Source organism: Starkeya sp. ORNL1 (genome assembly GCF_012971745.1).
GTDB lineage: Bacteria > Pseudomonadota > Alphaproteobacteria > Rhizobiales > Xanthobacteraceae > Ancylobacter.
In genome coordinates, this window is sequence record NZ_CP048834.1 from 5807565 (window position 1) to 5830255 (window position 22691).

The following is a 22691-nucleotide window of genomic DNA, read 5'->3' on the forward strand; positions in this document are numbered from 1 at the left end:
CGGGAACGGGCATCCTTCGAGGCCCGGCTCACGCCGGGCACCTCAGGATGACGCGGTCCTGGAATTCAACCTCCTCAATAAACCGCGCGCCCGCCCGAAATGTCGAACACCGCGCCCGTCGAGAAGGAGCACTCCTCCGACGACAGCCAGGCGATGAGCGCGGCGGCCTCGTCGACTTCGAGGAAGCGGCCCATCGGGATCTTCGACAGCATGAAGTCGATGTGGCTCTGCGCCATCTGCGCGAACATCTCGGTGTTCGCCGCCGCCGGGGTGATGCAGTTCACCAGCACGTTGGAGGTCGCCAATTCCTTGGCGAGCGACTTGGTGAGGCCGATCAGCCCGGCTTTCGACGCCGAGTAATGCGAGGCGTTGGGATTGCCCTCCTTGCCGGCGATGGAGGCGACATTGACGATCCGCCCCCAGCCATTGGCAATCAGACGCGGCACCACCGCCCGGCTGGTGAGATAGGGGCCGACGAGGTTCACCTCGATGACCCGGCGCCACACATCGGGCTCCAACTCCCAGGTGCGGGCATTGCCGCCAGTGATGCCGGCATTGTTGACGAGGATGTCGATGCGGCCATGCGCGGCCTCGGTCGCCCGTGTTGCCGCTTCGACCGAGAATTCGTCGGTGAGTTCCACAGTGTGGGTGCTCACCTCGCCGAAGCCGGCGAGCAAGGCGCGCGCCTCGACCAGGCGAACCGCATCGACGTCCCAAAGCGCCACCGCCGCCCCGGATTGCAGCAGGCGCTGGGCTGCCGCATAGCCAATGCCGCGGGCGCCGCCGGTGACGATGGCGACACGGGAGGAGAGATCGATCCTGTTCTTGCTCATGAGCGTTCCTCGATTGCGGCAAGCAGCGAATTCTTGCCGTTCAATATGACGTCGAGCATGGCTTGCGCCGCCGCTTCGCCGTCGCCGCGATTGATGGCGGCGAACACCACCCGGTGCTGGCCGACATCGTCCTCGATGCGGTTGTCGCGCTCGTTCAGCGCCTGCTGCTGGATCGAGAAGCTGAGCTGGAGAAAGTCAGCCACCAGATGGGCGAAGCGCGCCAGCAGCGCATTGTGCGAGGCCGAGAACACCGCGATGTGGAAGGCGACATCGGCCTTGGCATAGGCGGCCAGGTCGCCGCCGGCGGCCGCCTCCATGGCCTGGAGCGCGGTGCGCATGCGGCGCAGATCGTCCATCGTGGCGCGGCCGGCGGCAAAGCGCGCGGCAGACGGCTCGATCACCTGCCGCAGCTCGATCAGATCGCGCAGCATGGTGTCGCCGAGCGCGGAGCCGGCATCACCGGTGCCGAGGTGCCAGGCCAGCACGTCGCTGTCGAACATGTTCCACAGGTCGCGCGGGCGCACCCTCGTGCCGACCTTCTGGCGCATCTCGACGAGGCCCTTGGCGGCCAGCACCTTCAAGGCTTCGCGGAACGACGGGCGGCTCGCCGAGAATTCCGCCATCAGCTCCGCTTCGCGCGGCAGCAATTCGCCGGGCGCGAAGCGGCCGGAGACGATGGCACGCCCGAGCGCGGTGATGACGCGGCCTTGCAAGCCGCTGATGCGGTAGCCCGAGGGGCGCACCGCGACCGGACGCGCGTCGCTGACCTCGTCGGCGGCGTCTGTCACTTCAGAGCGCCGGCGTGGCGTAGAGGGTTTGTCCACCAATCTTGATCTCCGCATCGACCAGATAACGGCCGAGCGCCGGCAGGTTCACCTCCATGCCGAGGCCGGGCGCCTCGGACAGCATGATCTCACCGTTCGCGTCGGGATGCAGATGGTTGGTTGTCATATCCACGCAAAGCACGCGTGGAGCGGCAGGATATTCGCAGATGTGATCCGCCTGCAGCCCTGCAAACGGTTGCAGCGAGGCGGAAAGCGCCAGATGGGAGGTGAAGGTGTGGTTCACATAGGTCACGCCACGGCGGGTTGCATAGTCGGCGACACGCTTGGCCGGCCCGATGCCGCCGATGCGTCCGCAGTCGATCTGCACATAGCCGATGCCGCCATAATCGATGAGGTGGCGTGCCATGTGGAAATTATGCGCGCCTTCGCCGCCCGCAAGCCGCACCTTGGTGCTGCGCCTGGCGAGTTCGCCATAGGCCTCATAGGCACTGGCGAGGAACGGCTCCTCCAGCCAGAGCGCACCGAAGGTTTCCAGCGCCGGCAGGCGCAGCGCGGCGCGCTCGACATCCTCCACCCAGATCTGCCCGACATCGACCAGCAGCATGCCGTCCGGCCCCAGACCTTCGCGAGCGGCGGCGAGATGGTCGACGTCGCGATCGAGCGTGGTGGCGCCGAAATCGGCCCAGCCGAACTTGGCGGCACGGAAGCCTTGGGCGATGGCGTCGCGAGCCCGCTCCAGCGTCTGCTGCGCATCATTGCCGAACAGCAGCGAGGCGTAGGGGGTCTTGGGAAACGCCGTGGGATAGCCGAGCAGCCGCCAGACCGGCTCGCCGCGGGCTTTGCCGATGAGGTCCCACAGCGCCATCTCGACGCCCGACCAGGTGTGCGCGGCCTGCAGCAGGTCCATGCTGTCGCGCTCCACCAGGCTGGCGATGCGGGCGATATCCTCGGGACCGTCGATGGTCTGGCCGAGCACCGAAGCCCCGACCGGCCGGCAGATCCCGTGCGACATCGGCGCGACGAAGGCGGCGATCGAGGTGAGGGGCGAAGCCTCGCACTCGCCGAAGCCCTCATGACCACCGGCGCGCACCCGCACCAGCAGCGCGTCCTGGCTGCCATCGGCGTCCGTCGTGATCTCCGGCATGGCCAGATAGAAGAAATCGACCGCCTCGATCCTCATGACGTCCCCATCCAACCCTGCGCCGCGTTCGCGGTGTGCATATAAATCATATTTTTATGCATCTCCATTCGCATGCACCCTAAACCTCTGGACAGGCCTTCGGCAAGAAGTCATACTTTTAAACAAGACAGTGCCGGCGGAAAGCCGGCCGTTCCGGACAGAGGAGAGAGCAATGTTGAAGACCGTGCTGACGGCACTCTTCGTCGCCGTCACCGGCGCCACCGCGATGGCGCAGGAATTCCAGTTCGAAGCCCCGCCGCTGTTCGACAATTGCGGCGACCCCTCGCTGGCCAAGGCGAAGTCCGACGGCATCACGCTGGGCTTCTCTCCGTCGCCGCCCTATTCCTCGCTCGACCCCTCGACCAAGAAGGCCTCGGGCCTCGATGTCGAACTGGTGGAAGCGGCGCTGAAATGGGCCGGCATCACCAAGTTCAAATATGAGGTCATGCCGTTCGGCCAGCTCATCCCGGCCTTGCTGGCGAAGCGCATCGACGTGGTCGCGGCGAACATCCATGTCACGCCCGACCGCCTGAAGGCGGTGTCCTTCACCGGCCCGGCCTGGTGGTATGGCCCGGCCATCGTGGTCGCCAAGGGCAATCCCGGCACCATCACCTCGTTCGACACGCTGAAGGGCAAGAAGGTCGGCGCCATCGCCGGCTCGGCTGCCGACGAATATCTGCGCAAGATCGGCGTCGCGGTGACCGCGTTCCAGACCGATGCCGAAGAGTTCGCCGCCATCAGCACCGGCCGCGTCGACGCCATCCTGGAAGATGACGTCAAGGTCATCGAATACATGAAGGCGAACACCTCCAGCCCGATCGAGATCGTGGCCAATGTCGCGATCCCGGAGGAACTGATCTTCAAGTATGGCTATGGCTATGCTCGCTACGCGCTGCGCAAGGAGGACTGCTCGCTGCGCGCCGCCTTCACGCAAGGCCTCGCCGAAGTGCGCGGCAACGGCCAGGCCAGCGCGATCCTGAAGAAGTACGGCCTCACCAACCGCAACATGTTCTTCTTCCCGCTCTGATCCGAGCGGCTTGCGATAACGCCGGGAGCGCGCCCGGCCGTGCGGCAGGGTAACCTTGCTGCACGACCCCGCAACTTCCGGCGTCCTGCTCCATGAACCTGCTCGATCTCTCCGTCGTCCACGAATATGGCTGGGTCTTCCTGGAAGGCCTCGCCATGACGACCTTCCTCACGGTGGTCGTCATCCTGCTTGCCGGCGCGCTGGCGATTCCGATCGCGCTGGCGCGGCTGTCGGACAAGAAATGGATCCGCTGGCCGTCCGACTTCTATGTCGAGTTCATCCGTGCCACGCCGCTGATCCTGCAGCTCATCTACATCTATTACGTGCTGCCGAGCGCGGGCATCCGCCTGGAGCCGGTGACCGCGGCGATCATCGGCCTCACCATCAATTATTCCGCCTTCATGAGCGAAGTGTACCGCTCCGGCATCCAGGCGGTGCCGAAGAGCCAGTATGAGGCGGCGCGCAGCCTCGGGCTGAAGCCGGGGATCATCTTCATCAAGGTGGTGTTCCCGCAGGCCTTCCGCATCGTGCTGCCGGCGCTCGGCAATTATCTGATCGCGCTGTTCAAGGACACCGCGCTCGCCTCCGTGGTCACGGTGCAGGAGCTGATGTTCTCCGGCCAGATCATCGCGGCGCGCAACTACCAGTACTTCACCGTCTACACCGTCACCGCCATCCTCTATTTCTCCGTCGGCTATCCCGCCGCGCTCCTGGTCCGGCGCCTGGAGCGCTGGTCGCAGCGCGGCTGGTCGGCGCCGGACAGAAAATAAGCAGGGCCTCATCATGCCGGACGTCACCCTTCCAAAAGTCACCATCCGCTCCATCGTCGCCGCACCACTGTTCGGCGAGAGCCCGAAAGGCGGCTGGTCGGCGGAAATCCGCCCCGAGGATTCCATTCACGCGCTGATCGCGGTGCACACGGAGGAGGGCATCACCGGCCTCGGCAGCGTGTTCGCCGACGGGCGGCTGGTCGAGGCGGCGCTGAACGTGCTGGAGCCGCTGTGGCGCGGCGAGAATGCGCTGGAGCCGGAGCGCGTCACCGAGAAGCTCCACCAGAACACCTTCTGGATGGGACGCGGCGGCAGCCTGACCCACGCCATCAGCGGCATCGACATCGCGCTGTGGGACATCCTCGGCCAAGCGCTCGGCCAGCCGGTAGGCCGGCTCCTCGGCGGCACCTACCGCACCCGGGTGAAGCCCTATTGCTCGCTGCTGATGGAAGAGCCCGAACTCATGGGCGAGGTGATCGCCGCCCATCGCGATCGCGGCTTCCGCGCCTTCAAGATCGGCTGGGGCCCGTTCGGCCGGCGCGACGACGCCAAGCTCGACGAGGCGATCGTGCGTGCAGCCCGCGAGGCGGCAGGCGAGGGCGCCCAGCTCTTCGTCGATGCCGGCGCCAGCGACGCGCATTGGCCGCAAGGGCTGAAATGGGCCCTCAACACTGCGCAGATGCTGAAAGACTATCAGGTCGGCTGGTTCGAGGAAGCGCTGCGTCCCGACGCGATCGACGATTTCTGCACGCTGCGCCGGGCGAGCCCGGTGCCGATCGCCGGCGGCGAGGTGCTGACGCGGCGCCAGGCCTTCCTGCCATGGCTGGCGCGCGGCGCGCTCGACATCGTGCAGCCGGACGTGACCAAGGTCGGCGGCATCAGCGAGCAGAGGCGCATCGCCTGGATGGCCGACGAGTTCGGCGTCAAGTATGTCGGCCATGGCTGGAACACCGCGCTTGGCCTTGCCGCCGACCTCCAGCTCGCGAGCGCCATGCCGCACTGCGACCTCGTCGAGTTCATCGGCGGCAGCCCTTATCTCGACGGCATCGTCGCCGAGCCGTTCGAGGTTGATGGTGAAGGCTTCCTTAAGATCCCGCGGCGCCCCGGTCTCGGCGTCGCGCTCGATGCCGCCGCTGTCGCCCGCTACACGACGGATGCGTCGAGGCTTTTCGCGCCGGCTTGAATCGTCCCGCCCGGCGTCATGGTAAACAGGATATTGCTGGAAGAACTTCAAATTTGATATGAATGTTCGGCTGTTTTTATGACGTAGCCGGTATCTTCCTGCGTATCGGAAAGCATCCAGGGATACGGGAAGCGGTAATGGAAGCGTTCATGTTCGGTGTGTTTGCGATCATCGTGGTGCTGAGCTCGATCCGGCTCGCCACGCGGATGCAGGACTAGAGCCCTTTCCGTTCGGATGGAACGATTCGAACGACAGATGAGTGCTCTAGATTCAATAGACTGGAGCAATTCCTCTTCGATCAGATGATTCCATCTGATCGGGAAATGCTCTAGAGCATCCTCCGCAAAAGTTGAGTGACTTTTGCGCTCAAAAAAATGCCCCAGCCTGTTGAATCCAGAGAACTTTTTTATCGTTCGGATCGTTTCATCCGAACGGAAAGGGCTCCGGAGCGACAAGGAAACGCTCGATGACTTCGTCGATGGAAGCTCAATCTGCGATCGTCCAGTTCCTCTCCGGAGACGGGCGCGATGCGGCCGGACGCAGTTTCGAGGAGGTGCTGGCGATGGACGATGTGGGCCTCGAAGGACGCCATGATTTCATCCAGTGGCTGTTCCCGCTCGATGAGCCGAGCCAGGCGGTGCCGTCCTCGCCGGTACTGACCGGCAGCGACATCCTGGTCCTGCGCAATTTCGCCACCGTGCAATTGCGGCTCCGGGATGCGACGGAGCGCATGCTGCGCTTCTATCGCGCGACGGCGCAGTGGAAGCAGCCCTTCGACCACAACCACCTGCGCATCACCCGCATCATCAAGAGCCTGCGCCTGCTCGCCGGCGACGGACCGGCCGATGCCTTCAAGGCGGCGATACTATCCGAAGCCGAGGACTCCCAGGTCAGCCCGACCTCGCGGCGCTACTGGAGCGAGGCGTGATCCGCCTCACAGCGGGCGCTCGAACAGCACCGTCTTGCGGCCGTGATAGAGCGTGCGCGCGAATTCGTGGAAGCCGAGCTTGGCGGCGACCCGTTGCGAGGCGATGTTGTCCGGCTCGATGAGGCAGGTCGCCTTCATCGCGGCGAAGGCGGACGCCGCCCAATCCAGCGCAGCGCCCACCGCTTCGGTCGCATAGCCCTTGCCTTGTGCGTGCGGCACGAAGGCCCAGCCGGTCTCCAGCGTGCCTTCGATGGAGGGCGACAGGTCGCGGCGCAATTCGTGGAAGCCGGCCTCGCCGATGAAGGCGCCGGTGGCCTTTTCCTCGATGGCGAAGAAGCCGAAGCCCATGAAATGCCAGATGCCGGCCTGGCGCATGAAGCGCGTCCAGGACTGCTCGCGGGTGAAGCTCATGCCGCCAATATGGCGCACCACCCCGGGGTCGGCCCACATCACGGTGTAGGGCTCGAAATCTCGTAGCTCATGGCGCCGCAGGAGGAGGCGAGGCGTCTCGATACGCGGGGAAACAATCATACGCCCTCGCTCTGCCGCAGAGCGGCGCGTCCGAATACCGCGCGAAGGATAGGGATTTTACCGTCGCCGCGGCAAGCATCATTGCCTGGCACATGGTTCGGTCAGATCCGCGACCTGCCGCTCACTTGCCCCGCGCCACTCCTGTGACGGCGGTAAAGGCCGGCGGGTCGCTGGCCGGAAAGCTTTCCTCCAGCGCCTCGTCGATCGCCTGCTCGGTCGGCGGCGAGGGCTCGTCGGTGCGGCGGGCCTCCTCCTGCTTGCCGCGCGGATCGGGATCGACCGGCGTCGGGAGTGTCGTCGGCTTTTCCGGATCGGATCCTGCCGGGGACATGCTGGCCTCCTGTCGATACCTTGCTGTCGATACCCGGCCGCCAACGCAGCGCGGATCGGATGTTTCCACAGATTTGGACCCACCTGAGGACGTAACGGCATGTTGTGCCGCATCGCCGGATCATGATGAATCCGCACCTTGCCGATCCGGATTCATCGTTCCTGATCGCTTTCCTTAAGTGGGAGCGGGGTGTCGCAAGGAAAAGGCTTCGCCCGTTCAGCCATCGTGCTTCAAGGGCTTTAAATTGGGTGAGACGATCGTCTATCTTGATCGGTGCCATCAATTCGGCCGATGCAACGGCCCAATGAAGAACTGACAAAAGCGAAACCGAGGGGATGTCGGAGATGGGCGCGCTGCTCGCCTTCAGCCGGACTGTCGACTGGCTGAACGAACGATTTGGCCGTGTCGCGGACTATTGCGTGCTGGCCGCCTGCCTGATCAGTGCCGGCAATGCCACGGTGCGCTATCTGCTCAGCTTCAGCACCAACGGATTGCTCGAAATCCAGTGGTATTTGTTCGGCGCCGTGGTGCTGCTCGGGGCGCCCTATACGCTGAAGATGAACGAGCATGTCCGCGTCGACCTCGTCTATATGATGCTCTCGCCGCGCGGGCGGCTGTGGGTCGACACGCTCGGCTTCGTGCTGATCCTGATCCCGGCTGGCATCTATCTGACGCTGTTGAGCTGGCCGTTCTTCTGGCAGGCCTTCGTCTCCGACGAGGTGTCGCAGAATGCCGGCGGGTTGATCCTATGGCCGGCCAAGCTGCTGCTGCCGCTCGGTTTCGGGCTGCTCGCCATCCAGGGCATCTCCGAGCTGATCAAGCGCGTTGCGGCACTGCACGGCGATATCACCGTCGAGACCGACTACGAAAAGCCCCTGCAATAGGTGCCCCGCCGCAATAGGCGCTCCGCCGCTCCGCCCCGCCCCCTTTCCCGCCAATTGCGAGCCCCGGCATGTTCTCCCACGGCGTAATGCCCCCGCTGATGTTCGGCGGCATGATCTGCTTCATGCTGATCGGCTTTCCGGTTGCCTTCTCGCTGATCGCGGTGGGGCTGTTCTTCGGCACGCTCGGCATATTGACCGACCATTTCCACCCGAGCTTCCTGCAGGCGCTGCCGCTGCGCTTCTACGGCATCATCTCCAACGACCTGTTGCTGGCGATCCCGTTCTTCACCTTCATGGGCGCCATACTCGAGCGCTGCGGGCTGGCGGAAGACCTGCTGGAAGGCACCGGCAAGCTGTTCGGCAAGGTGCCGGGCGGCCTTGCTTATGCTGTGATCATCGTCGGCGCCATCCTCGGTGCCATAACCGGCACGGTGGCGGCCTCGGTGATCGCCATGGGCGTGATCTCGCTGCCGGTGATGATGCGCTACGGCTATGACCAGAAGCTCGCCACCGGCGTCATCGCCGCGTCCGGCACCATCACCCAGCTGATCCCGCCGTCGCTGGTGCTGATCGTGCTCGCCGAGCAACTCGGCAAGCCGGTGGGCGACATGTATCTCGGCGCCATCGGCCCCTCGATCCTGCAGGTGCTGCTGTTCCTGATCTATGTGTTCATCCTGTCGCTGATCAAGCCGCAGACCATGCCGCCGCTGCCGCCGGAGGCGATCGGGGAGGTGGGCTGGCCGCTGATCCGCCAGGTGCTGTGGGGCATGATCCCCTCCATCGTGCTGATCGCCCTGGTGCTCGGCACGCTGGCCATGGGCCTCGCCACTCCGACCGAAGCCGGCGCCATGGGCGCCGTCGGCGCCCTGGTGCTCGCCGCGCTGCATCGGCGCCTGAGCTGGACGCTGGTGCGCCAGGCCATGGCCTCGACCATGCGGCTCACCGCCATGGTGGTTTTCATCCTCATCGGCGCCACCGTGTTCAGCCTGGTGTTCCAGGGCATGGACGGCTCGCGCTGGATCGAGCACCTGCTTTCCCAGCTGCCCGGCGGGCGCCTCGGATTCCTGATCTTCGTCAATGTGTTCGTGTTCTTCATCGCCTTCTTCCTTGATTTCTTCGAGATCGCCTTCATCATCATCCCGCTGATCGTGCCGGTGGCGGTGAAGCTCGATATCAATCTGATCTGGCTCGGCGTGCTGCTGTGCGTGAACATGCAGACCGCGTTCATGCATCCGCCGTTCGGCTTCGCGCTGTTCTATCTGCGCGGTATCGCTCCGCCCTCGATCCGCACCTCGCAGATCTATTGGGGCGCGATCCCGTGGCTGGCGATGCAACTGATATTGGTGGTGGTGGTGATCATGTGGCCGGAATCGGTCACCTACTGGATCAGCGCCGGTTCCGGCGTCGACCCCTCGACCATCGAACTCAACATCCCGCAAATGGATTCCGCACCGCTCGACATGGGGCCGCCGAAGTTCTGATCGACGGCGGACGGCCGATCGTCAGATCGGTGCCGCCGGCCGGTCGGCCGCGATCGGAAACGTTACCCACTGCTCCAATCCGCCTTCGGCCCGGTTGCGCAGGGTGAGCGAGCCGCCATTGCGGGAAACGATCTCGTGCGCGATGGCAAGGCCGAGGCCCGCGCCCGGGATCGGCGCGCCGCGGGCGGCCTCGACCCGGAAGAACGGTTCGAACACGCGGGCCAGCAGTTCCTGCGGAATTCCCGGGCCGCGATCCTCGATGACGACCACCGCACGGCCCCCCTCGGTCGCAACGCGGACCGTGGCTTCGCGGCCGTGTGTCGCTGCATTGATGACGAGGTTGCGTATCGCCCGCTTCAGCGACAGCGGGCGGCACAGCACGGTCACCGGGGAATGGGAGGTGAGGGCGGCTTTCATGCCGATCTCCCCGATCTCGTCCGTCACGTCGCGGACCAGATGGTCCAGCCGGATCGGGCTGCGGGAGGAATCCTCGACCTCTTCGCGCACCAGCCGGATAGCGCTGTCGGCGATGCGGTCGAGTTCGTCGAGATCGGCGATCCAGGTATCGCGCTCATGGTCGTCGAGGAATTCGGCGCGCAGCCGCATCCGGGTCATCGGCGTGCGCAGGTCGTGGCCGGCGGCGGCGACGAGGCGGATCCGGCTCTCCATCGCGGTCTTGAGACGTGACGACAGCAGATTGACCGCGCGCGCCGCGGCACGCACCTCGGTCGGGCCCTGCTCGGGCAGCGGCGCCAGCTCGCCGTCCGGGCCGATGGCGGCGACGGTGCGCTCCAGCAGCGCGAGCGGCTCCGTCAGGCGGCGGACCGCGACCACCATGACCGCCGTCGTGCCCAGGGCGAAGATCAGCATCCATCCCGCCAGCGCCCATCCGCGATTGTCCGGAGGTGGCGCCATCGACATCGGCATCAGCAGCCAGCGGCCGTCGCCGAGCCGGGCGGAGATCACCGGAGAGCGCGCGCCGGGTGGATCGCTCACGATCACCTGCTCGCTGCGACCCTTGCGTCTGAGGGCGGCATTCATGCCCCGTGTCGGGCCCTGCGCGACCGGTCCGCCGGCCGCCGCCGCCTTCACGCCGATGAAGTCGCCGCTCGCGACGGCAGCGGCCTCCGGTCGGCTCGCGATCAGGTCCACGATCAAGGCGAACTGGCTCGCGGTGGCGTCCTCGGCGGCCTCGAAGCGCGGCGGCGATATCAGCAGGAACGTCAGGCCCGTTGCCAGCAGCACGACCAGCAGGATTGCTGCCACCAGCAGGGCGGTGAGCTTGGCGCGCAGCGTGTTCATGGCGTACCGCCCGCGCGGCTGGAGGGAGCCTCGCCGGTCTCGACCTCGACGGCGAGCTGATAGCCGCCATTGCGCAGCGTCTTGAACATCTGGAAGTTGCCGGAGTCGCCGAGCTTGCGCCGCAGCCGGCTCATCAACACGTCGATCGAGCGGTCGAATGCCGCCGCATTCCGGCCCTGGGTGATATCGAGCAACTGGTCGCGCGACAGCATCCGCCCCGGCCGCTCTACGAATGCCAGGAGCAGGTCGAACTCGGCCGCGGTCAGCGGCACCTCGGTCCCTTCCGCATTCACCACGCGCCGCGTCGCGGGTGTCGCCGTGAAGCCGCCGAAACGAAAGCTCTGCTGCGGCGGGACGCTCGGGCTCTCCAGCGCCGAGGTGCGGCGCAATACGGCGCGTATGCGTGCCACGAGTTCGCGCGGATTGAACGGCTTGCCGAGATAGTCGTCGGCGCCGACCTCGAGCCCGATGATGCGGTCGACATCCTCCTTCAGCGCCGTCAGCAGGATGATCGGCACGCGCGAGCGCGCCCTGAGCGAGCGGCACAGATCGAGGCCGGAGACATCCGGCAGCATCAGGTCGAGCACGACGAAGTCGATGCGGCCGTCGGCGAGACAGCTTTCCGCGCTGCGCCCATCCTCGGCGAGAGACACCCGGAAGCCCTGGCCCTGGAGATAGCGGCCGAGCAGCTTGCGGATTTCCTGGTCGTCATCGACCACGAGGATATGCGGACTGTTCTCCAATGGAGCTTTCCTGAACAGGGTCTCGATAGGATTTCCCTAGCGAGTGTTGCCGGCTCTCGCCGAAAAGAATGGCAACTCAGTGTTTCCGCGGGCGCCGCGGCAATGTTGGGAAACAAAAATGCCCGCGCCGGCAATGCGCGGAAACACCCAGACCTTCGGGGGAAACCGAGCCGCTCCACAGTGCTGGCGTTCGACAACGGACACAGGAGTTGGAGTTGAAACTTGCCCTCATCACCCTGGTGGCGTCGGCGGTCGGCGCGATCGTCGTCACCGCCAGCAATGCCGCAGACCGCCAGGACGGCGCGAAGATGACGGATCGCGCGGAAGTGGTCCGGATCGCCGAGGTCTCGCCCTGCGCGCCTCCTCCCGGATCTTTCACCTGCGAGCACGAGGGGGGCGGCAAGAACTTCGGCGGCCAGGACTTCGGCGGCCAAGGTTCGGGCGGCAGGGATTCGGGCAGCAATCCGGACGATCGCCGCGGCCCGCCGCTCAGTGCAATGCCGGGATTTGGGCAGCCTGGACCGGGAAGTGACCGGCCTTTCCCGCCGGGACCGCCTCCCGGCCCGCTCATGCTCGCCTCGCGTCTCAGCGCGATCGAGACCTTCATCGGCATCAATGCCGACCAGCTCGACGCCTGGCGCGCATATACCGACGCATTGCAGTCCGTGGTTCGCCCGCCCGTCCGGCCGACGCCGGACGTGCAGGGCGAACCGATGGACGCGCTCACCCAATCCTGGGCGATGGCGCACCGCGTCGCCGAGCAGGGCCAGCAGGCCTTCAAGCTCGCCGCGGCGGTCGAGACGCTGCGCGGCAAGCTTTCGTCCGAACAGCTGGATCGCCTGAAGGCCGCCGGCCCGCTGCTGCCGCCGCGCCCGTTCGGGCCGCCGCCGTTCTTCCATCCTGCTTCCTTCGGTCCCGCGGGACCGGGGGGGCCGGGAGCCGGTCACTCCACGCCCCCCTGACCGTCGCTCCCGGGGGCGGGCGCGCCTTGCGCTCCTCGGCGCGCCCGCTTGCCCTTTGCCTGCCCCCTCATCGCAAAGCATCAACATGATTCTTCCCGTACGAATTCGCCGGCCGGCGGGCCGGCCGCTCCTGCTGCTTGCCTGCATCCTCGTCTGCGCATGCACGCGCGGCGAAACCGCGGACCAGGCGGCAACCGAACCACGTGCCGCGCTGACCGTCGCCGTCGCCACCGTCGAGCGGCAGACGGTACGGAACCACATCCTCGCCAGCGGCAGCGTTTCGCCCTGGCGCGAATTGGTGATCGGCTCGGAGGCGAGCGGGCTCGCCGTCGCCGAGATCGCAGTCGAGGAGGGCCAGCATGTCGGCAAGGGCGATCTGCTGGTGCGCCTGAACGATGCCGCGCTCAACGCCGAGATCGCCGAACAGAATGCGCTGATCGACGAGGCCGCGGCCAATCTCGCATCCGCGCGGCTCGAGCTCGACCGCGCCGAGAAGCTGGTGACCACCAAGGCCATCAGCCAGCAGACCGCCGACGAGCGCGCCACCGCGGTGAAGACCACCGAGGCGAAGCTCGCCGCTGCCAAGGCGGTGCTGGATCAGCTCAAGGTCCAGCTTGCGCGCACCCGCATCCTCGCGCCCGATGATGGCTATGTGCTCAAGCGCTCCGTCAGCCTCGGCCAGGTGGTGTCGACCGGCGCCGAACTGGTGCGGATGGTCCAGCGCTCGCGCCTGGAGGTCGCTGCCTCGGTGGCGGAGGCCGAACTGCTCGCGGCGCGCGCCGGGGACGATGTGCGCGTCACCGACCCGGCCGGGCGCAGCCTCACCGGTACGGTGCGCGAGCTCGCGCCGAGCGTGGATGCGACGTCGCGGCTCGGTATCGTCCGGATCGACCTGCCGTCGGATAGCGGCCTCAAGCCCGGCATGTTCGTCCGGGTCGAGATCGAGACCGAGCCGCGGATCGCGCTTGCCGTGCCGCGACAGGCGCTGGTCTGGCGTACCGGCGGTGCGGGCGTCTTCGTCGTGCAGACGGATGCGAGCGTCGCGCTCAGCCCCGTCGTCACCGGCCGGCAGATGGACGATCTGGTCGAGATCACCTCCGGGCTCGCCGAGAACGAGAGGATCGTCAGCGAAGGCGCCGCCTTCCTCAATGACGGCGACAAGGTGCAGGTCGGGACCGCGGCGGCGCGGGCGAGTGCCGGGCCGCGGCAGGCCTCAGAGCAATCGGTCGCGGTGCAGGAGGTCGCTGCGCAGTGAACGGAATCTCCTCCTGGTCGATCCGCAATCCGGTCCCGACCCTCGTGCTGTTCATCGTGCTGACGCTGGCCGGCCTCGTGGGCTACGGCAAGCTGCGCCAGAACAACACGCCGGATATGGACATCCCGACCATCATAGTCACCGTGACGCAGCTCGGGGCAGCGCCCAGCGAACTGGAGACGCAGGTCGCGCGCATCGTCGAGGATGCCGTCGCCGGCCTCGGCAATGTGGAGCACACAAGGACCACTTTGACCGAGGGCGCGGCGACCATCACGGTCGAGTTCGCCATGGGGGTCGATGTCGATCGCGCCACCAATGATGTGCGTAACGCGGTCTCCGCCATCACCGGCGACCTGCCGGCGGATGTGGACGAGCCGATCGTGCAGCGGCTGGACAACACCGACAACGCCATCCTCACCTTCGTCGTCGACGCGCCCGCCATGACGCCCGACGAAGTGAGTTGGTTCGTCGACAATGACGTCGCCAAGGCGGTGCTGTCGGCGAAAGGCGTCTCGAAGATCTCGCGCGCCGGCGGCGTCGACAAGGAGATACGGGTGCGCCTCGACGCGGATCGCCTGCTCGCGCTCGGCGCCACGGCAAGCGAGGTGTCGCAGAAGCTCAAGACGCTCAATCTCGACCAGCCCGGCGGACGAACCACGCTCGGCAGCGGCGAGCAGACAGTGCGTACGCTCGGCAGCATGACGAGCCTCGATGAGCTGGCCTCGACCGCCATCCCGCTCGCCGACGGCCGCGTGGTGCGGTTGTCCGAGCTTGGCCGCGTGGAGAGCAGCTGGGCCGAGCCGCGCCAGCGCGCGCGCCTCGACGGGCGGGAGGTGATCGGCTTCAGCGTCTATCGCAGCGTCGGCTCGAGCGAGGTCGACGTCGCCCACGCCGCCCGCGCCAGGGTGACGGCACTCGCTGCCGCCCATCCCGGCGTCGCCATCACCGAGGTAACCTCCTCGACCGATTGGGTGGAGGAAGGCTTCGACGCCGCGATGGAGGCATTGTGGCTCGGCGCGCTTCTGGCGGTGTTCGTGGTGTGGCTGTTCCTGCGCGACTGGCGGGCAACGCTGATCTCCTCGGCTGCCCTGCCGCTTTCGCTGATCCCGACCTTCGCGCTGATGCAGTTGCTCGACCAGTCGCTGAACAACATTACGCTGCTCGCCATCGCACTGGTGGTCGGGATCCTGGTCGATGACGCCATCGTCGAGATCGAGAATATCGTCCGGCACATGCGCCAGTCGGGCAAGTCCGCCTATCAGGCGGCGATCGAGGCCGCCGACGAGATCGGCCTTGCCGTCGTCGCCACCACCTTGACCATCGTCGCGGTGTTCGGGCCGGTCGCCTTCATGGCCGGTATTCCGGGCCAGTTCTTCCGTGCCTTCGCCATCGCGGTCTGCGGCTCGGTGCTGTTCTCGCTGCTGGTCGCGCGCATGCTCACCCCGCTGATGGGCGCCTATCTCATGAAGGCGGCCGGGCATGAAGAGGACGAGCCCTTCTGGGTGCCGGCCTATCTGCGCGTGCTCGGCGCGGCGCTGCGGCATCGCTGGATCACGCTGGCGCTCGGCCTCGCCTTCTTCGCCGCCTCGGTCAGCCTCATCCCGCTGATCCCCACCGACTTCATGCCGGCGGCCGATCGCGGCCGCTCGTCGCTCTCGATCGAACTGCCGCCCGGCGCGACGCTCGACGACACCGACAAGGCGGTGCTGCGCGCCACCGGCATCCTGCACACCCACCCCGAGGTCGCCAGCGTCTATGTCGCCATCGGCACCGAGACCTCATCGGGACCTGGCGCGGCCTCGTCGAGCGGCGAGGTGCGCTCGGCGACACTCACCGTCACCCTGAAACCGAGATCCGAACGCGAGCTCTCGCAACAGCAGTTGGAAGCGAAGGCCGGGCCGGAGTTGCGCTCGATCCCCGGCGCGCGGGTACAGTTCGGTGCAGACCGGCAATCCGGCGCCAAGATCGAGGTGGCACTGGTGAGCGACGACCCGGCCGCGCTGTCGCGCGCGGTGGACAGCCTGCTGCGCGACATGCGCGGCCTCAAAGGGCTGGCCAATCCGGCCTCCACATCGAGCCTCACCCAGCCCGAAGTGCACATCACGCCCAAGCCGGACAAGGCCGCAGCCCTTGGCATCACCACCGCCACATTGGCCGAGACCGCCGATATCGCCACGGTGGGCGACGCCGACAGCAAGCTGCCGAAATTCGATCTCGCGGACCGCCAGATCGCCATCCGCGTCATGCTTGAGGAAAGCGCCCGCAACGATCTCGCACGGCTCGCCAGCCTTCCGGTGACGAACGGAACCATCACCGTGCCGCTCTCTTCCGTCGCCGATATCGGCTTCGGCTCCGGGCCGAGCGAGATCACCCGGCTCGATCGCAGCCGGACCGCGTCCATCGAGGCGGAGCTGATCGGCGTGACCGTCGGCGAGGCCGACACCCTGATCGACGCACTGCCGACGATGAAGCACCTGCCGAAGGGGGTGAGTAAGCGCGCGGCCGGCGACGTCGAGCGGATGCAGGAGCTGTTCTCCAGCTTCGGGCTCGCCATCGGCTCCGGCATCGTGCTGATGTACCTCGTGCTGGTGCTGCTGTTCCGTGATTTCCTGCAGCCCCTGACCATCCTTACGGCGTTGCCGCTGTCCGTCGGCGGCGCGCTGGGCTTGCTGCTGCTCAGCGGCCATTCATTCTCGATGTCGGCCCTGATCGGCATTCTGATGCTGATGGGCATCGCGGCGAAGAACTCGATCCTGCTCGTCGAGTACGCCATCGCCGCGCGAACCGGCTCCGGCCTCGCGCGTTCGCCGGCACTGATCGACGCCGCCCGCAAGCGCGCCCGGCCGATCGTCATGACGACGATCGCCATGGTGGCCGGAATGTTGCCGATTGCGCTCGGCTATGGCGCCGATGCCGAGACCCGCGCGCCGATGGCGATCGCCGTGATCGGGGGCCTGATGAGCTCGACCGTGCTGAGCTTGCTCTATGTGCCGGCCATCTTCAGCATCGTCGACGACCTCTCGTCGATCCTCGGGGCAATCCTCGGGCGTCTCGTCGCCAGCGAGCGAACGCCGACTGCGGCGGTCGAATGAACGCCAGTCCGATCCCCCGGATCAGCCACCCCGTGTTTCCCGTCACGGGGCGGCCTCCGATCTTCCCGCGCGGATCAGGCCGCGAGCGCGGCCGGCCGGAACTTGCGCACGGCAGCGAAGCCGATCAGCACGAACAGCAGCAGCACCACGCCCTGGGCGATGGCGAAGGGCGGCTCGCCGCCGGTCGGCGCCAAGGCGTGCAGCGAGGGCACTTTCAGGAACGCCTGCGCGACGGCGACGAAGACCAGGAGATAAAGGCTGATGACGGCACAGACCGCATAGATCCAGCGCGCGGCGCCGGCGAGATGGCTGCCATAGAGCGCGTAGAGCCCGATGGCGAGCACCACGAGGGCGATGGCACCGACGATGTGCGAGGGCAGCACCCCGTGGAACGGGAAGAAATACCCAGTGACGCTGGTGAGCACCGCGGTGAGCAGGAACACCTCGGTCCAGAACGACTTGACGCTGCTGCCGACGAGGCCGGCGACGGCGATGATGCCGGTGATGATGGCGATGATGCTCAACCAGGTGTGAAACCCCGTAAGGGTAGTTGGATCAAACATGTCGAAACGCTCCCAGCTTCCTGAACTTCCCGGCGCGCCCCCTCGGAACACCGTGCCGAGGATCATGCACCAGGCGGATGCAATATGTACGTCACTACCGATGTTTGATGTTAGCCACCATATATATGGGCCAGTCATACTGAGGTAGCGGCCCATGCGTGTCAGTCGGGAGAAGTTCGCTGAAAATCGTGAGCGGATTCTGGACGCTGCGGCGCAGCTGTTCCGGCAGAAGGGCTATGACGGCGTCGGCGTCGCCGATATCATGAAGGCGGTCGGGTTGACCCATGGCGGCTTCTACGGCCATTTCGCCTCCAAGGACGACCTGATCGCGCAAGCGACCTGCCGGGCGAGCGCCGGCGTGCTGCCGAGTATGCAGGCGCTGGCCCGCGGTTTGCCCGACACGGCGCTTGACGCCATTGCGGACACCTATCTTTCCGCCAGCCACCGCGACCATCCCGAGGCCGGGTGCGCGTTTGCCGCGCTCGGCTCCGACATGGCGCGCCAGAATGACGCCGGCCGCGCCGGGGTGACTGCGGCGCTGCGCAGGCAACTCGACCTCCTCGCGCCGCTGATGCCGGGCGCCAGCGCCGAGGAGCGCGACCGCGCGGCGATGGCGGCTTTCGCCACGCTCGTCGGCGCCTTGATGCTGGCGCGCGTCAGCGATGATGCGAAACTCTCGGACGAATTGCTGGAGGCGGGGCGCGCCGCGCTCGCCCGCTCGAAGGCCTAGAGCCCTTTCCGTTCGGATGGAACCATCCGAACGACAGATGAGTGCTCTAGATTCAATAGACTGGAGCAATTCCTCTTCGATCAGATGATTCCATCTGATCGGGAAATGCTCTAAGGCGGCTCAGTCGTCGTTCGAGGCGTTGAGCGCTGCGACCTGGAGGCCCTCGTCGCGCTTCGCCTCGGAGACGAAGGCGGCGAACTTCTCCGCATAGTCGGGATGCCAGCGCGACAGAGCCGGGCGGTTCTCGATGAGATCGCCTGCCGCCCAGGCGATGCGGCGCTCGTCGAGCCGGCGGTCGACATCATTGTCCGGGCACAGGATGTAGAAGTCGCCCGCTTCCAGGCTCTTCAGCATGAAGTCGACGGTCTGTTCCGACGTCCAGGCGGCGGCCGGCTTCTCGGCGCGGCCACGGGCGGTGATGCCGGTGAAGACGAAGCCCGGGATCAGCAGATGCGCATGCACCCGCCCGCCGGTGGTGTTGCGCAGTTCGTGCTCCAGCGCCTCGGTGAAAGCCTTCACCGCCGCCTTGGAGACGTTGTAGGCCGGGTCGCCCGGCGGCGTCGTGATGCCCTGCTTGGAGCCGGTATTGATGATGAGGCCCGGCTCACCGCTCTCCACCATGCCGGGGGCGAAGACCTGCGCGCCGTTGACGACGCCCCACAGATTGACGGCGATGACCCGTGTCCAGTTCTCCGGCGGGCCGAACAGGGCGCTGCCGGGCTGCACGCCGGCATTGTTCATCAGTACGTTCACCGGGCCGAGCGCCGCGGTGACGGTGTCGCGCAGCCGCTGCACCTCTTCCACCCGGCTGACATCGGTCGGCACCGCGAGCACCTCGCCGCTGCGCCCGCCGCCGGCGGCAATGAGGCTGTCGCGCGCCGCATCGAGCGCCGCGCCGGGCAGGTCGGCGATGGCGACCTTCATGCCCTTCTGCGCGAAGCGCCTGGCCGCTGCCAGCCCGATGCCGGAGGCGCCTCCGGTGACGACGGCGACTTTGGAAGCGGCGAGGGCGGTTAGCGGCATGTGGGTTCTCTTTTCTGACATCCTGTAGAGGAACATAAGGGCTGATACCGCCCCGCACAGGGGTAAGGCCAGGATTCCTGTCGTCGGGGCGTGCCACGCGGATTTGCGCGAAGGTGCGTCTTCTTGCCAATAGGGCGCCTGTTCGTTCTCCTTCATAAAGCGCCGCTTCGGATCCTTCGTGCCGGCCGCCTTCCGCCGCTCAGAAAGCCACCATGTCCGTCTCCGCTCCTTCGGCCAACCCCCATCCCGGGATGGGGTTCCGGCAGTTCGTCGCCTACATCGCCGTGCTGATGATGGCGAATGCCATGGCCATCGATTCGATGCTGCCGGCGCTGCCCGAGATCGGCCACGCGCTCGGCATCGATACCGCCAATCACACCCAGTTCGTGGTCACCGCCTATCTGCTCGGCTTCGGCGCGGCGCAGATCATCTATGGCACGCTGTCCGACCGTTTCGGCCGTAAGCCGGTACTGCTGTGCGGGCTCGCCATCTATGTCGTCGCCTCCGTGGTGGCGGCCTTTGCCGGCTCGTTCGCGGTGATGATGGCGGCGCGGGCGGCGCAGGGCATCGGCGCCGCGGCGTCGCGCGTGCTCGCAATGTCCATCGTGCGCGACTGCTACAGCGGGCGGCAGATGGCGCGGGTGATGTCGCTCGCCTTCATCGTCTTTCTCGCGGTTCCGATCCTTGCCCCCTCGATCGGCCAGCTCATCATGCTGGTGGCACCCTGGCGTGCCATTTTCGGCCTGCTCACGCTGTTTGGCGCCGTGCTGATCGCCTGGACCGTGCTGCGGCTGCCGGAGACGCTGCACCCGCAGGACCGCGTGCCGATCTCGTTCGCCGGCATCAGCCATGCGTTCATGGCGGTGGTCCGAAGCCGCGTCACCATCGGCTACATGTTCGCCATGACCCTGGTGATGGGCGGGCTGTTCGGCTTCATCAATTCGGCCCAGCAGATCTTCGCGGACGCCTTCCACGCCTCGCACCTCTTCACCACCGTCTTCGCGATGATCGCGGTGTTCATGGCGCTATCCTCGCTGCTGAATGCCCGCATCGTCGGTGGGCTCGGCATGCGCAGGGTCTCCCATGCCGCGCTGCTCGGCTATATCGGAGTGTCGATGCTGCATCTGGTCATCGTCCTCGCGGGGATCGAGACCATCTGGAGCTTCGCCATCATGCAGGCGGCGCTGATGTTCTGCTTCGGCCTCGTCGCCTCGAACTTCAACGCCATGGCGATGGAGCCGGTCGGCCACGTCGCCGGCACCGCGTCCTCGCTGCTCGGCTTCGTCAGCACCGCGGGTGGGGCGGTGCTGGGCTTCCTGGTGGGCCAGCAATTCGACGGCACCACGCTGCCGCTCAGCATCGGCTTCGCCAGTTTCGGCGCCCTCGCGCTGGTGCTGGTGCTCTATGCCGAGCGCGGGCGGCTGTTCCGGGCGCATCATCATCCCTGAAGCGGGAGACAGATTTCCGCCATAATCTCCGATGGTTGCGAAGGGGGAACGGACCGCCGCCCGACACGTTGACGACCGCAGTCACGGATGCCTGGGGCGACAGGAGACTACCATGATGCGGAAGATCATTCTTGCCGGTGCCATGCTTATCGCCATCCCGGTCGCAGCCAGCGCCCAGGACGGCGCGGGCGCGGCTACCGGCGCGACCACCGGTGCGGTCGGCGGTGCCATCATCGGCGGCCCGGTCGGTGCTGTCGTGGGTGGCGTCGGCGGCGCCATAGTCGGCGGGATCGCCGACGACCATCGTAGCCGCTTCCACACCTATGTGGTGGAAGAGCACGTACCGTCCTACAGCTATGACCGCGAGGTCGTGGTCGGCGCAGAATTGCCGCGGAGCGGCGTGCGCTATTACGAGGTGCCGCGCGAATATGGCGCGACCCGCTACCGCTACACCGTCGTGAACAATCGCACGGTGCTGGTGGATCCGGGCACCCATAGGGTCGTCCAGATCATCGAATAAGCATCCCTTTCAGGAGGCCTGCTGCCCGGGTCGGCCGTTGTTTGGCCGACCCGGGGGCTACGCGCTTGGCTGAGCGCCGCTGCTCTGGCGGCGCCGGCGTGTCGCGGCTTTCGGCTTGGTGTCGAGGGACCGGGCGAATTCGAGGATGAGATCGCCAAGCTCGGTTTCGTCGATCAGCGTCGCGGCATCCTGCGGCGCCATCCAGCTTTGGGTGCGTTCGTGCTTTTCAGGCCAGTCGGTCAGTTGACGCGTGACGCGCAGCGGGTAAACCGAAACCTTCACCAGTACGAAACTCGCGGGCAGCCGCTTCCAGTACTGGTATTTGCCGATGCTGCGATGGCCGACTTCGCCGACCAGGCCGGCTTCCTGCCGGGCCTCGATCTCCGCGGTCTTCCAGCTCTTGCGATTGCGTATCGGCCAGCCCTTCGGAATGACCACGCGCCTTGTCTCGCGCGAGCTCATCACCAGGATCTCGATCTCGCCGTCCTCGTTGCGCACGTAAGGGAGCGCCGCGTACTGCTGTAGCGGCCGGCCGTCCGAGAGGCGTTTTTTCTTGGTGCTCGACTTCGCCATAATGGGAGAAATATACGGCCTTCCTTTATGTTCCGTAGAAAATTCGGTGCGTTATCCGCCTAAAAATGAGGTTTCAAACCGCATGTCGACGGAACTTACCGTGCTGGCGCTAACGCTCATGCTTGCGCTCATACAAATAGTCCTTCCGGCGCTGCTTCGCCATAGGGAAACCGGCATTGCCTACAATGCGGGTCCGCGTGACGAGCCGGGTCCGCCGGTCGGCGCCGTCACCGGGCGATTGCGGCGCGCCCAGGCAAACCTGTTCGAAACGCTGCCATTGTTCGCGACCGCGGTGCTCATTGCCCATGTCGCCGGCCGTGAGGGCACGCTCACGCTCTGGGGTGTCTGGCTCTATCTCGCGGCGCGCATCGCCTATGTGCCGCTCTACGCCTTTGGCATAGCCTATGTGCGCTCCGCCGCCTGGCTGATATCGCTCTCCGGGCTCGGTCTGCTATTGCTGGCGATACTTCTGCCAGCGTGACGGGCGGCCCTGGAGCTTATCCCACAAAAGTGGGACCGCCTTTGCGATCAGGATAGGCTCCAGGCT

General features: G+C 66.3%; 24 protein-coding genes. 13 read left to right on the plus strand and 11 right to left on the minus strand.

All coding sequences use genetic code 11. The features are described from left to right. Positions 1 to 74: 74 nt before the first annotated feature. From G3545_RS27185 to G3545_RS27195, 3 genes are read right to left on the minus strand one after another with little or no spacing between them, the layout of a single operon-like run. On the minus strand, positions 75 to 833 hold the full coding sequence (locus G3545_RS27185; RefSeq protein WP_170017423.1) for an SDR family NAD(P)-dependent oxidoreductase: 759 nt from the start codon (positions 831 to 833) through the stop codon (positions 75 to 77). After that, positions 830 to 1621 (minus strand): FadR/GntR family transcriptional regulator, encoded by a 792-nt coding sequence (locus tag G3545_RS27190; RefSeq protein WP_246702584.1) that lies wholly within the window; start codon positions 1619 to 1621, stop codon positions 830 to 832. Before G3545_RS27190 ends, G3545_RS27185 begins: the two co-directional genes overlap by 4 nt. A 1-nt stretch (position 1622) precedes the next feature. Further along, complete coding sequence (locus G3545_RS27195) at positions 1623 to 2798, minus strand: mandelate racemase/muconate lactonizing enzyme family protein (protein WP_170017425.1); 1176 nt, start codon at positions 2796 to 2798, stop codon at positions 1623 to 1625. A gap of 172 nt (positions 2799 to 2970) precedes the next feature. On the opposite strand from G3545_RS27195, the gene G3545_RS27200 reads away from it, so the two are divergent. The 3 genes from G3545_RS27200 to G3545_RS27210 all read left to right on the plus strand — a co-directional run bounded on the left by G3545_RS27200 (position 2971) and on the right by G3545_RS27210 (position 5778). Next, positions 2971 to 3825, plus strand: coding sequence for a transporter substrate-binding domain-containing protein (locus tag G3545_RS27200; RefSeq protein WP_170017426.1), 855 nt, complete (start codon positions 2971 to 2973; stop codon positions 3823 to 3825). Between the two features lie 92 nt (positions 3826 to 3917). Continuing rightward, positions 3918 to 4595, plus strand: coding sequence for an amino acid ABC transporter permease (locus G3545_RS27205; RefSeq protein ID WP_170017427.1), 678 nt, complete (start codon positions 3918 to 3920; stop codon positions 4593 to 4595). Positions 4596 to 4608: 13 nt separating this feature from the next. Continuing rightward, complete coding sequence (locus G3545_RS27210; RefSeq protein WP_170017428.1) at positions 4609 to 5778, plus strand: mandelate racemase/muconate lactonizing enzyme family protein; 1170 nt, start codon at positions 4609 to 4611, stop codon at positions 5776 to 5778. A 47-nt stretch (positions 5779 to 5825) separates the two neighbouring features. Here G3545_RS27210 and G3545_RS27215 read toward each other — a convergent pair whose 3' ends face one another. Then, positions 5826 to 6233: a hypothetical protein gene (locus G3545_RS27215; protein WP_170017429.1), complete on the minus strand. Its 408-nt coding sequence runs from the start codon at positions 6231 to 6233 to the stop codon at positions 5826 to 5828. Between the two features lie 23 nt (positions 6234 to 6256). On the opposite strand from G3545_RS27215, the gene G3545_RS27220 reads away from it, so the two are divergent. Further along, positions 6257 to 6706 carry an opioid growth factor receptor-related protein gene (locus G3545_RS27220; protein ID WP_170017430.1) on the plus strand — a complete coding sequence of 150 codons (450 nt, stop codon included), beginning with the start codon at positions 6257 to 6259 and terminating at the stop codon, positions 6704 to 6706. A 6-nt stretch (positions 6707 to 6712) separates the two neighbouring features. On the opposite strand, the gene G3545_RS27225 is transcribed toward G3545_RS27220, so the two are convergent. Together G3545_RS27225 and G3545_RS27230 are read right to left on the minus strand one after the other, a co-directional pair. Beyond that, positions 6713 to 7237, minus strand: a complete 525-nt coding sequence (locus G3545_RS27225) for a GNAT family N-acetyltransferase (protein WP_170017431.1) — start codon at positions 7235 to 7237, stop codon at positions 6713 to 6715. 121 nt (positions 7238 to 7358) lie between these two features. Continuing rightward, entirely contained in the window at positions 7359 to 7568 is a 210-nt protein-coding gene (locus G3545_RS27230) for a hypothetical protein (protein ID WP_170008859.1), read from the minus strand. Positions 7569 to 7912: 344 nt separating this feature from the next. Between G3545_RS27230 and G3545_RS27235 the strand changes: the two genes are divergently transcribed. Together G3545_RS27235 and G3545_RS27240 are read left to right on the plus strand one after the other, a co-directional pair. After that, positions 7913 to 8452 carry a TRAP transporter small permease subunit gene (locus G3545_RS27235; protein WP_170017432.1) on the plus strand — a complete coding sequence of 180 codons (540 nt, stop codon included), beginning with the start codon at positions 7913 to 7915 and terminating at the stop codon, positions 8450 to 8452. Positions 8453 to 8520: 68 nt separating this feature from the next. Beyond that, positions 8521 to 9933 (plus strand): TRAP transporter large permease subunit, encoded by a 1413-nt coding sequence (locus G3545_RS27240; protein ID WP_170017433.1) that lies wholly within the window; start codon positions 8521 to 8523, stop codon positions 9931 to 9933. Between the two features lie 21 nt (positions 9934 to 9954). Here the strand turns inward: G3545_RS27240 and G3545_RS27245 are convergent, their stop codons facing one another. Both G3545_RS27245 and G3545_RS27250 read right to left on the minus strand, forming a co-directional pair. Next, a complete protein-coding gene (locus G3545_RS27245; RefSeq protein WP_170017434.1) occupies positions 9955 to 11235 on the minus strand; it encodes an ATP-binding protein in 1281 nt (426 codons plus the stop codon). Beyond that, positions 11232 to 11978 (minus strand): response regulator transcription factor, encoded by a 747-nt coding sequence (locus G3545_RS27250; protein WP_170017435.1) that lies wholly within the window; start codon positions 11976 to 11978, stop codon positions 11232 to 11234. Before G3545_RS27250 ends, G3545_RS27245 begins: the two co-directional genes overlap by 4 nt. 215 nt (positions 11979 to 12193) lie before the next feature. Here G3545_RS27250 and G3545_RS27255 point away from each other — a divergent pair, with 215 nt between their 5' ends. From G3545_RS27255 to G3545_RS27265, 3 genes are all read left to right on the plus strand, one after another. After that, a complete protein-coding gene (locus G3545_RS27255) occupies positions 12194 to 12940 on the plus strand; it encodes a hypothetical protein (RefSeq protein ID WP_170017436.1) in 747 nt (248 codons plus the stop codon). Positions 12941 to 13025: 85 nt separating this feature from the next. Continuing rightward, positions 13026 to 14195 carry an efflux RND transporter periplasmic adaptor subunit gene (locus G3545_RS27260; protein ID WP_170017437.1) on the plus strand — a complete coding sequence of 390 codons (1170 nt, stop codon included), beginning with the start codon at positions 13026 to 13028 and terminating at the stop codon, positions 14193 to 14195. Next, the gene (locus G3545_RS27265) at positions 14192 to 17287 is read left to right on the plus strand and encodes an efflux RND transporter permease subunit (RefSeq protein ID WP_170017438.1); all 3096 of its coding nucleotides are present in this window, start codon (positions 14192 to 14194) and stop codon (positions 17285 to 17287) included. The genes G3545_RS27260 and G3545_RS27265 overlap by 4 nt, the downstream gene beginning before the upstream one ends. 74 nt (positions 17288 to 17361) lie before the next feature. Here G3545_RS27265 and G3545_RS27270 read toward each other — a convergent pair whose 3' ends face one another. After that, positions 17362 to 17850 (minus strand): hypothetical protein, encoded by a 489-nt coding sequence (locus G3545_RS27270; protein WP_170017439.1) that lies wholly within the window; start codon positions 17848 to 17850, stop codon positions 17362 to 17364. A 154-nt stretch (positions 17851 to 18004) separates the two neighbouring features. On the opposite strand from G3545_RS27270, the gene G3545_RS27275 reads away from it, so the two are divergent. Then, positions 18005 to 18580 carry a TetR/AcrR family transcriptional regulator gene (locus tag G3545_RS27275; RefSeq protein WP_170017440.1) on the plus strand — a complete coding sequence of 192 codons (576 nt, stop codon included), beginning with the start codon at positions 18005 to 18007 and terminating at the stop codon, positions 18578 to 18580. Between the two features lie 120 nt (positions 18581 to 18700). Here G3545_RS27275 and G3545_RS27280 read toward each other — a convergent pair whose 3' ends face one another. Continuing rightward, the gene (locus G3545_RS27280) at positions 18701 to 19603 is read right to left on the minus strand and encodes an SDR family NAD(P)-dependent oxidoreductase (protein WP_170017441.1); all 903 of its coding nucleotides are present in this window, start codon (positions 19601 to 19603) and stop codon (positions 18701 to 18703) included. A 212-nt stretch (positions 19604 to 19815) separates the two neighbouring features. Here G3545_RS27280 and G3545_RS27285 point away from each other — a divergent pair, with 212 nt between their 5' ends. Next, entirely contained in the window at positions 19816 to 21051 is a 1236-nt protein-coding gene (locus G3545_RS27285) for a multidrug effflux MFS transporter (RefSeq protein WP_246702585.1), read from the plus strand. Between the two features lie 112 nt (positions 21052 to 21163). Next, entirely contained in the window at positions 21164 to 21571 is a 408-nt protein-coding gene (locus G3545_RS27290; protein WP_170017442.1) for a DUF1236 domain-containing protein, read from the plus strand. A gap of 57 nt (positions 21572 to 21628) precedes the next feature. Here the strand turns inward: G3545_RS27290 and G3545_RS27295 are convergent, their stop codons facing one another. Continuing rightward, complete coding sequence (locus tag G3545_RS27295; protein WP_170017443.1) at positions 21629 to 22144, minus strand: NUDIX hydrolase; 516 nt, start codon at positions 22142 to 22144, stop codon at positions 21629 to 21631. An 82-nt stretch (positions 22145 to 22226) separates the two neighbouring features. On the opposite strand from G3545_RS27295, the gene G3545_RS27300 reads away from it, so the two are divergent. Then, positions 22227 to 22625: an MAPEG family protein gene (locus G3545_RS27300; protein ID WP_170017444.1), complete on the plus strand. Its 399-nt coding sequence runs from the start codon at positions 22227 to 22229 to the stop codon at positions 22623 to 22625. The last annotated feature ends 66 nt before the right edge of the window (positions 22626 to 22691 follow it).

What these genes read in the sequence shown, in the direction of transcription:
- G3545_RS27185 (WP_170017423.1), bottom strand. Translation starts at nt 833, where the DNA reads ATGAGCAAGAACAGGATCGATCTCTCCTCCCGTGTCGCCATCGTCACC.
- G3545_RS27195 (WP_170017425.1), bottom strand. Translation starts at nt 2,798, where the DNA reads ATGAGGATCGAGGCGGTCGATTTCTTCTATCTGGCCATGCCGGAGATC.
- G3545_RS27200 (WP_170017426.1), top strand. Translation starts at nt 2,971, where the DNA reads ATGTTGAAGACCGTGCTGACGGCACTCTTCGTCGCCGTCACCGGCGCC.
- G3545_RS27205 (WP_170017427.1), top strand. Translation starts at nt 3,918, where the DNA reads ATGAACCTGCTCGATCTCTCCGTCGTCCACGAATATGGCTGGGTCTTC.
- G3545_RS27210 (WP_170017428.1), top strand. Translation starts at nt 4,609, where the DNA reads ATGCCGGACGTCACCCTTCCAAAAGTCACCATCCGCTCCATCGTCGCC.
- G3545_RS27220 (WP_170017430.1), top strand. Translation starts at nt 6,257, where the DNA reads ATGGAAGCTCAATCTGCGATCGTCCAGTTCCTCTCCGGAGACGGGCGC.
- G3545_RS27225 (WP_170017431.1), bottom strand. Translation starts at nt 7,237, where the DNA reads ATGATTGTTTCCCCGCGTATCGAGACGCCTCGCCTCCTCCTGCGGCGC.
- G3545_RS27230 (WP_170008859.1), bottom strand. Translation starts at nt 7,568, where the DNA reads ATGTCCCCGGCAGGATCCGATCCGGAAAAGCCGACGACACTCCCGACG.
- G3545_RS27235 (WP_170017432.1), top strand. Translation starts at nt 7,913, where the DNA reads ATGGGCGCGCTGCTCGCCTTCAGCCGGACTGTCGACTGGCTGAACGAA.
- G3545_RS27240 (WP_170017433.1), top strand. Translation starts at nt 8,521, where the DNA reads ATGTTCTCCCACGGCGTAATGCCCCCGCTGATGTTCGGCGGCATGATC.
- G3545_RS27245 (WP_170017434.1), bottom strand. Translation starts at nt 11,235, where the DNA reads ATGAACACGCTGCGCGCCAAGCTCACCGCCCTGCTGGTGGCAGCAATC.
- G3545_RS27260 (WP_170017437.1), top strand. Translation starts at nt 13,026, where the DNA reads ATGATTCTTCCCGTACGAATTCGCCGGCCGGCGGGCCGGCCGCTCCTG.
- G3545_RS27270 (WP_170017439.1), bottom strand. Translation starts at nt 17,850, where the DNA reads ATGTTTGATCCAACTACCCTTACGGGGTTTCACACCTGGTTGAGCATC.
- G3545_RS27275 (WP_170017440.1), top strand. Translation starts at nt 18,005, where the DNA reads ATGCGTGTCAGTCGGGAGAAGTTCGCTGAAAATCGTGAGCGGATTCTG.
- G3545_RS27280 (WP_170017441.1), bottom strand. Translation starts at nt 19,603, where the DNA reads ATGCCGCTAACCGCCCTCGCCGCTTCCAAAGTCGCCGTCGTCACCGGA.
- G3545_RS27285 (WP_246702585.1), top strand. Translation starts at nt 19,816, where the DNA reads ATGTCCGTCTCCGCTCCTTCGGCCAACCCCCATCCCGGGATGGGGTTC.
- G3545_RS27290 (WP_170017442.1), top strand. Translation starts at nt 21,164, where the DNA reads ATGATGCGGAAGATCATTCTTGCCGGTGCCATGCTTATCGCCATCCCG.
- G3545_RS27295 (WP_170017443.1), bottom strand. Translation starts at nt 22,144, where the DNA reads ATGGCGAAGTCGAGCACCAAGAAAAAACGCCTCTCGGACGGCCGGCCG.
- G3545_RS27300 (WP_170017444.1), top strand. Translation starts at nt 22,227, where the DNA reads ATGTCGACGGAACTTACCGTGCTGGCGCTAACGCTCATGCTTGCGCTC.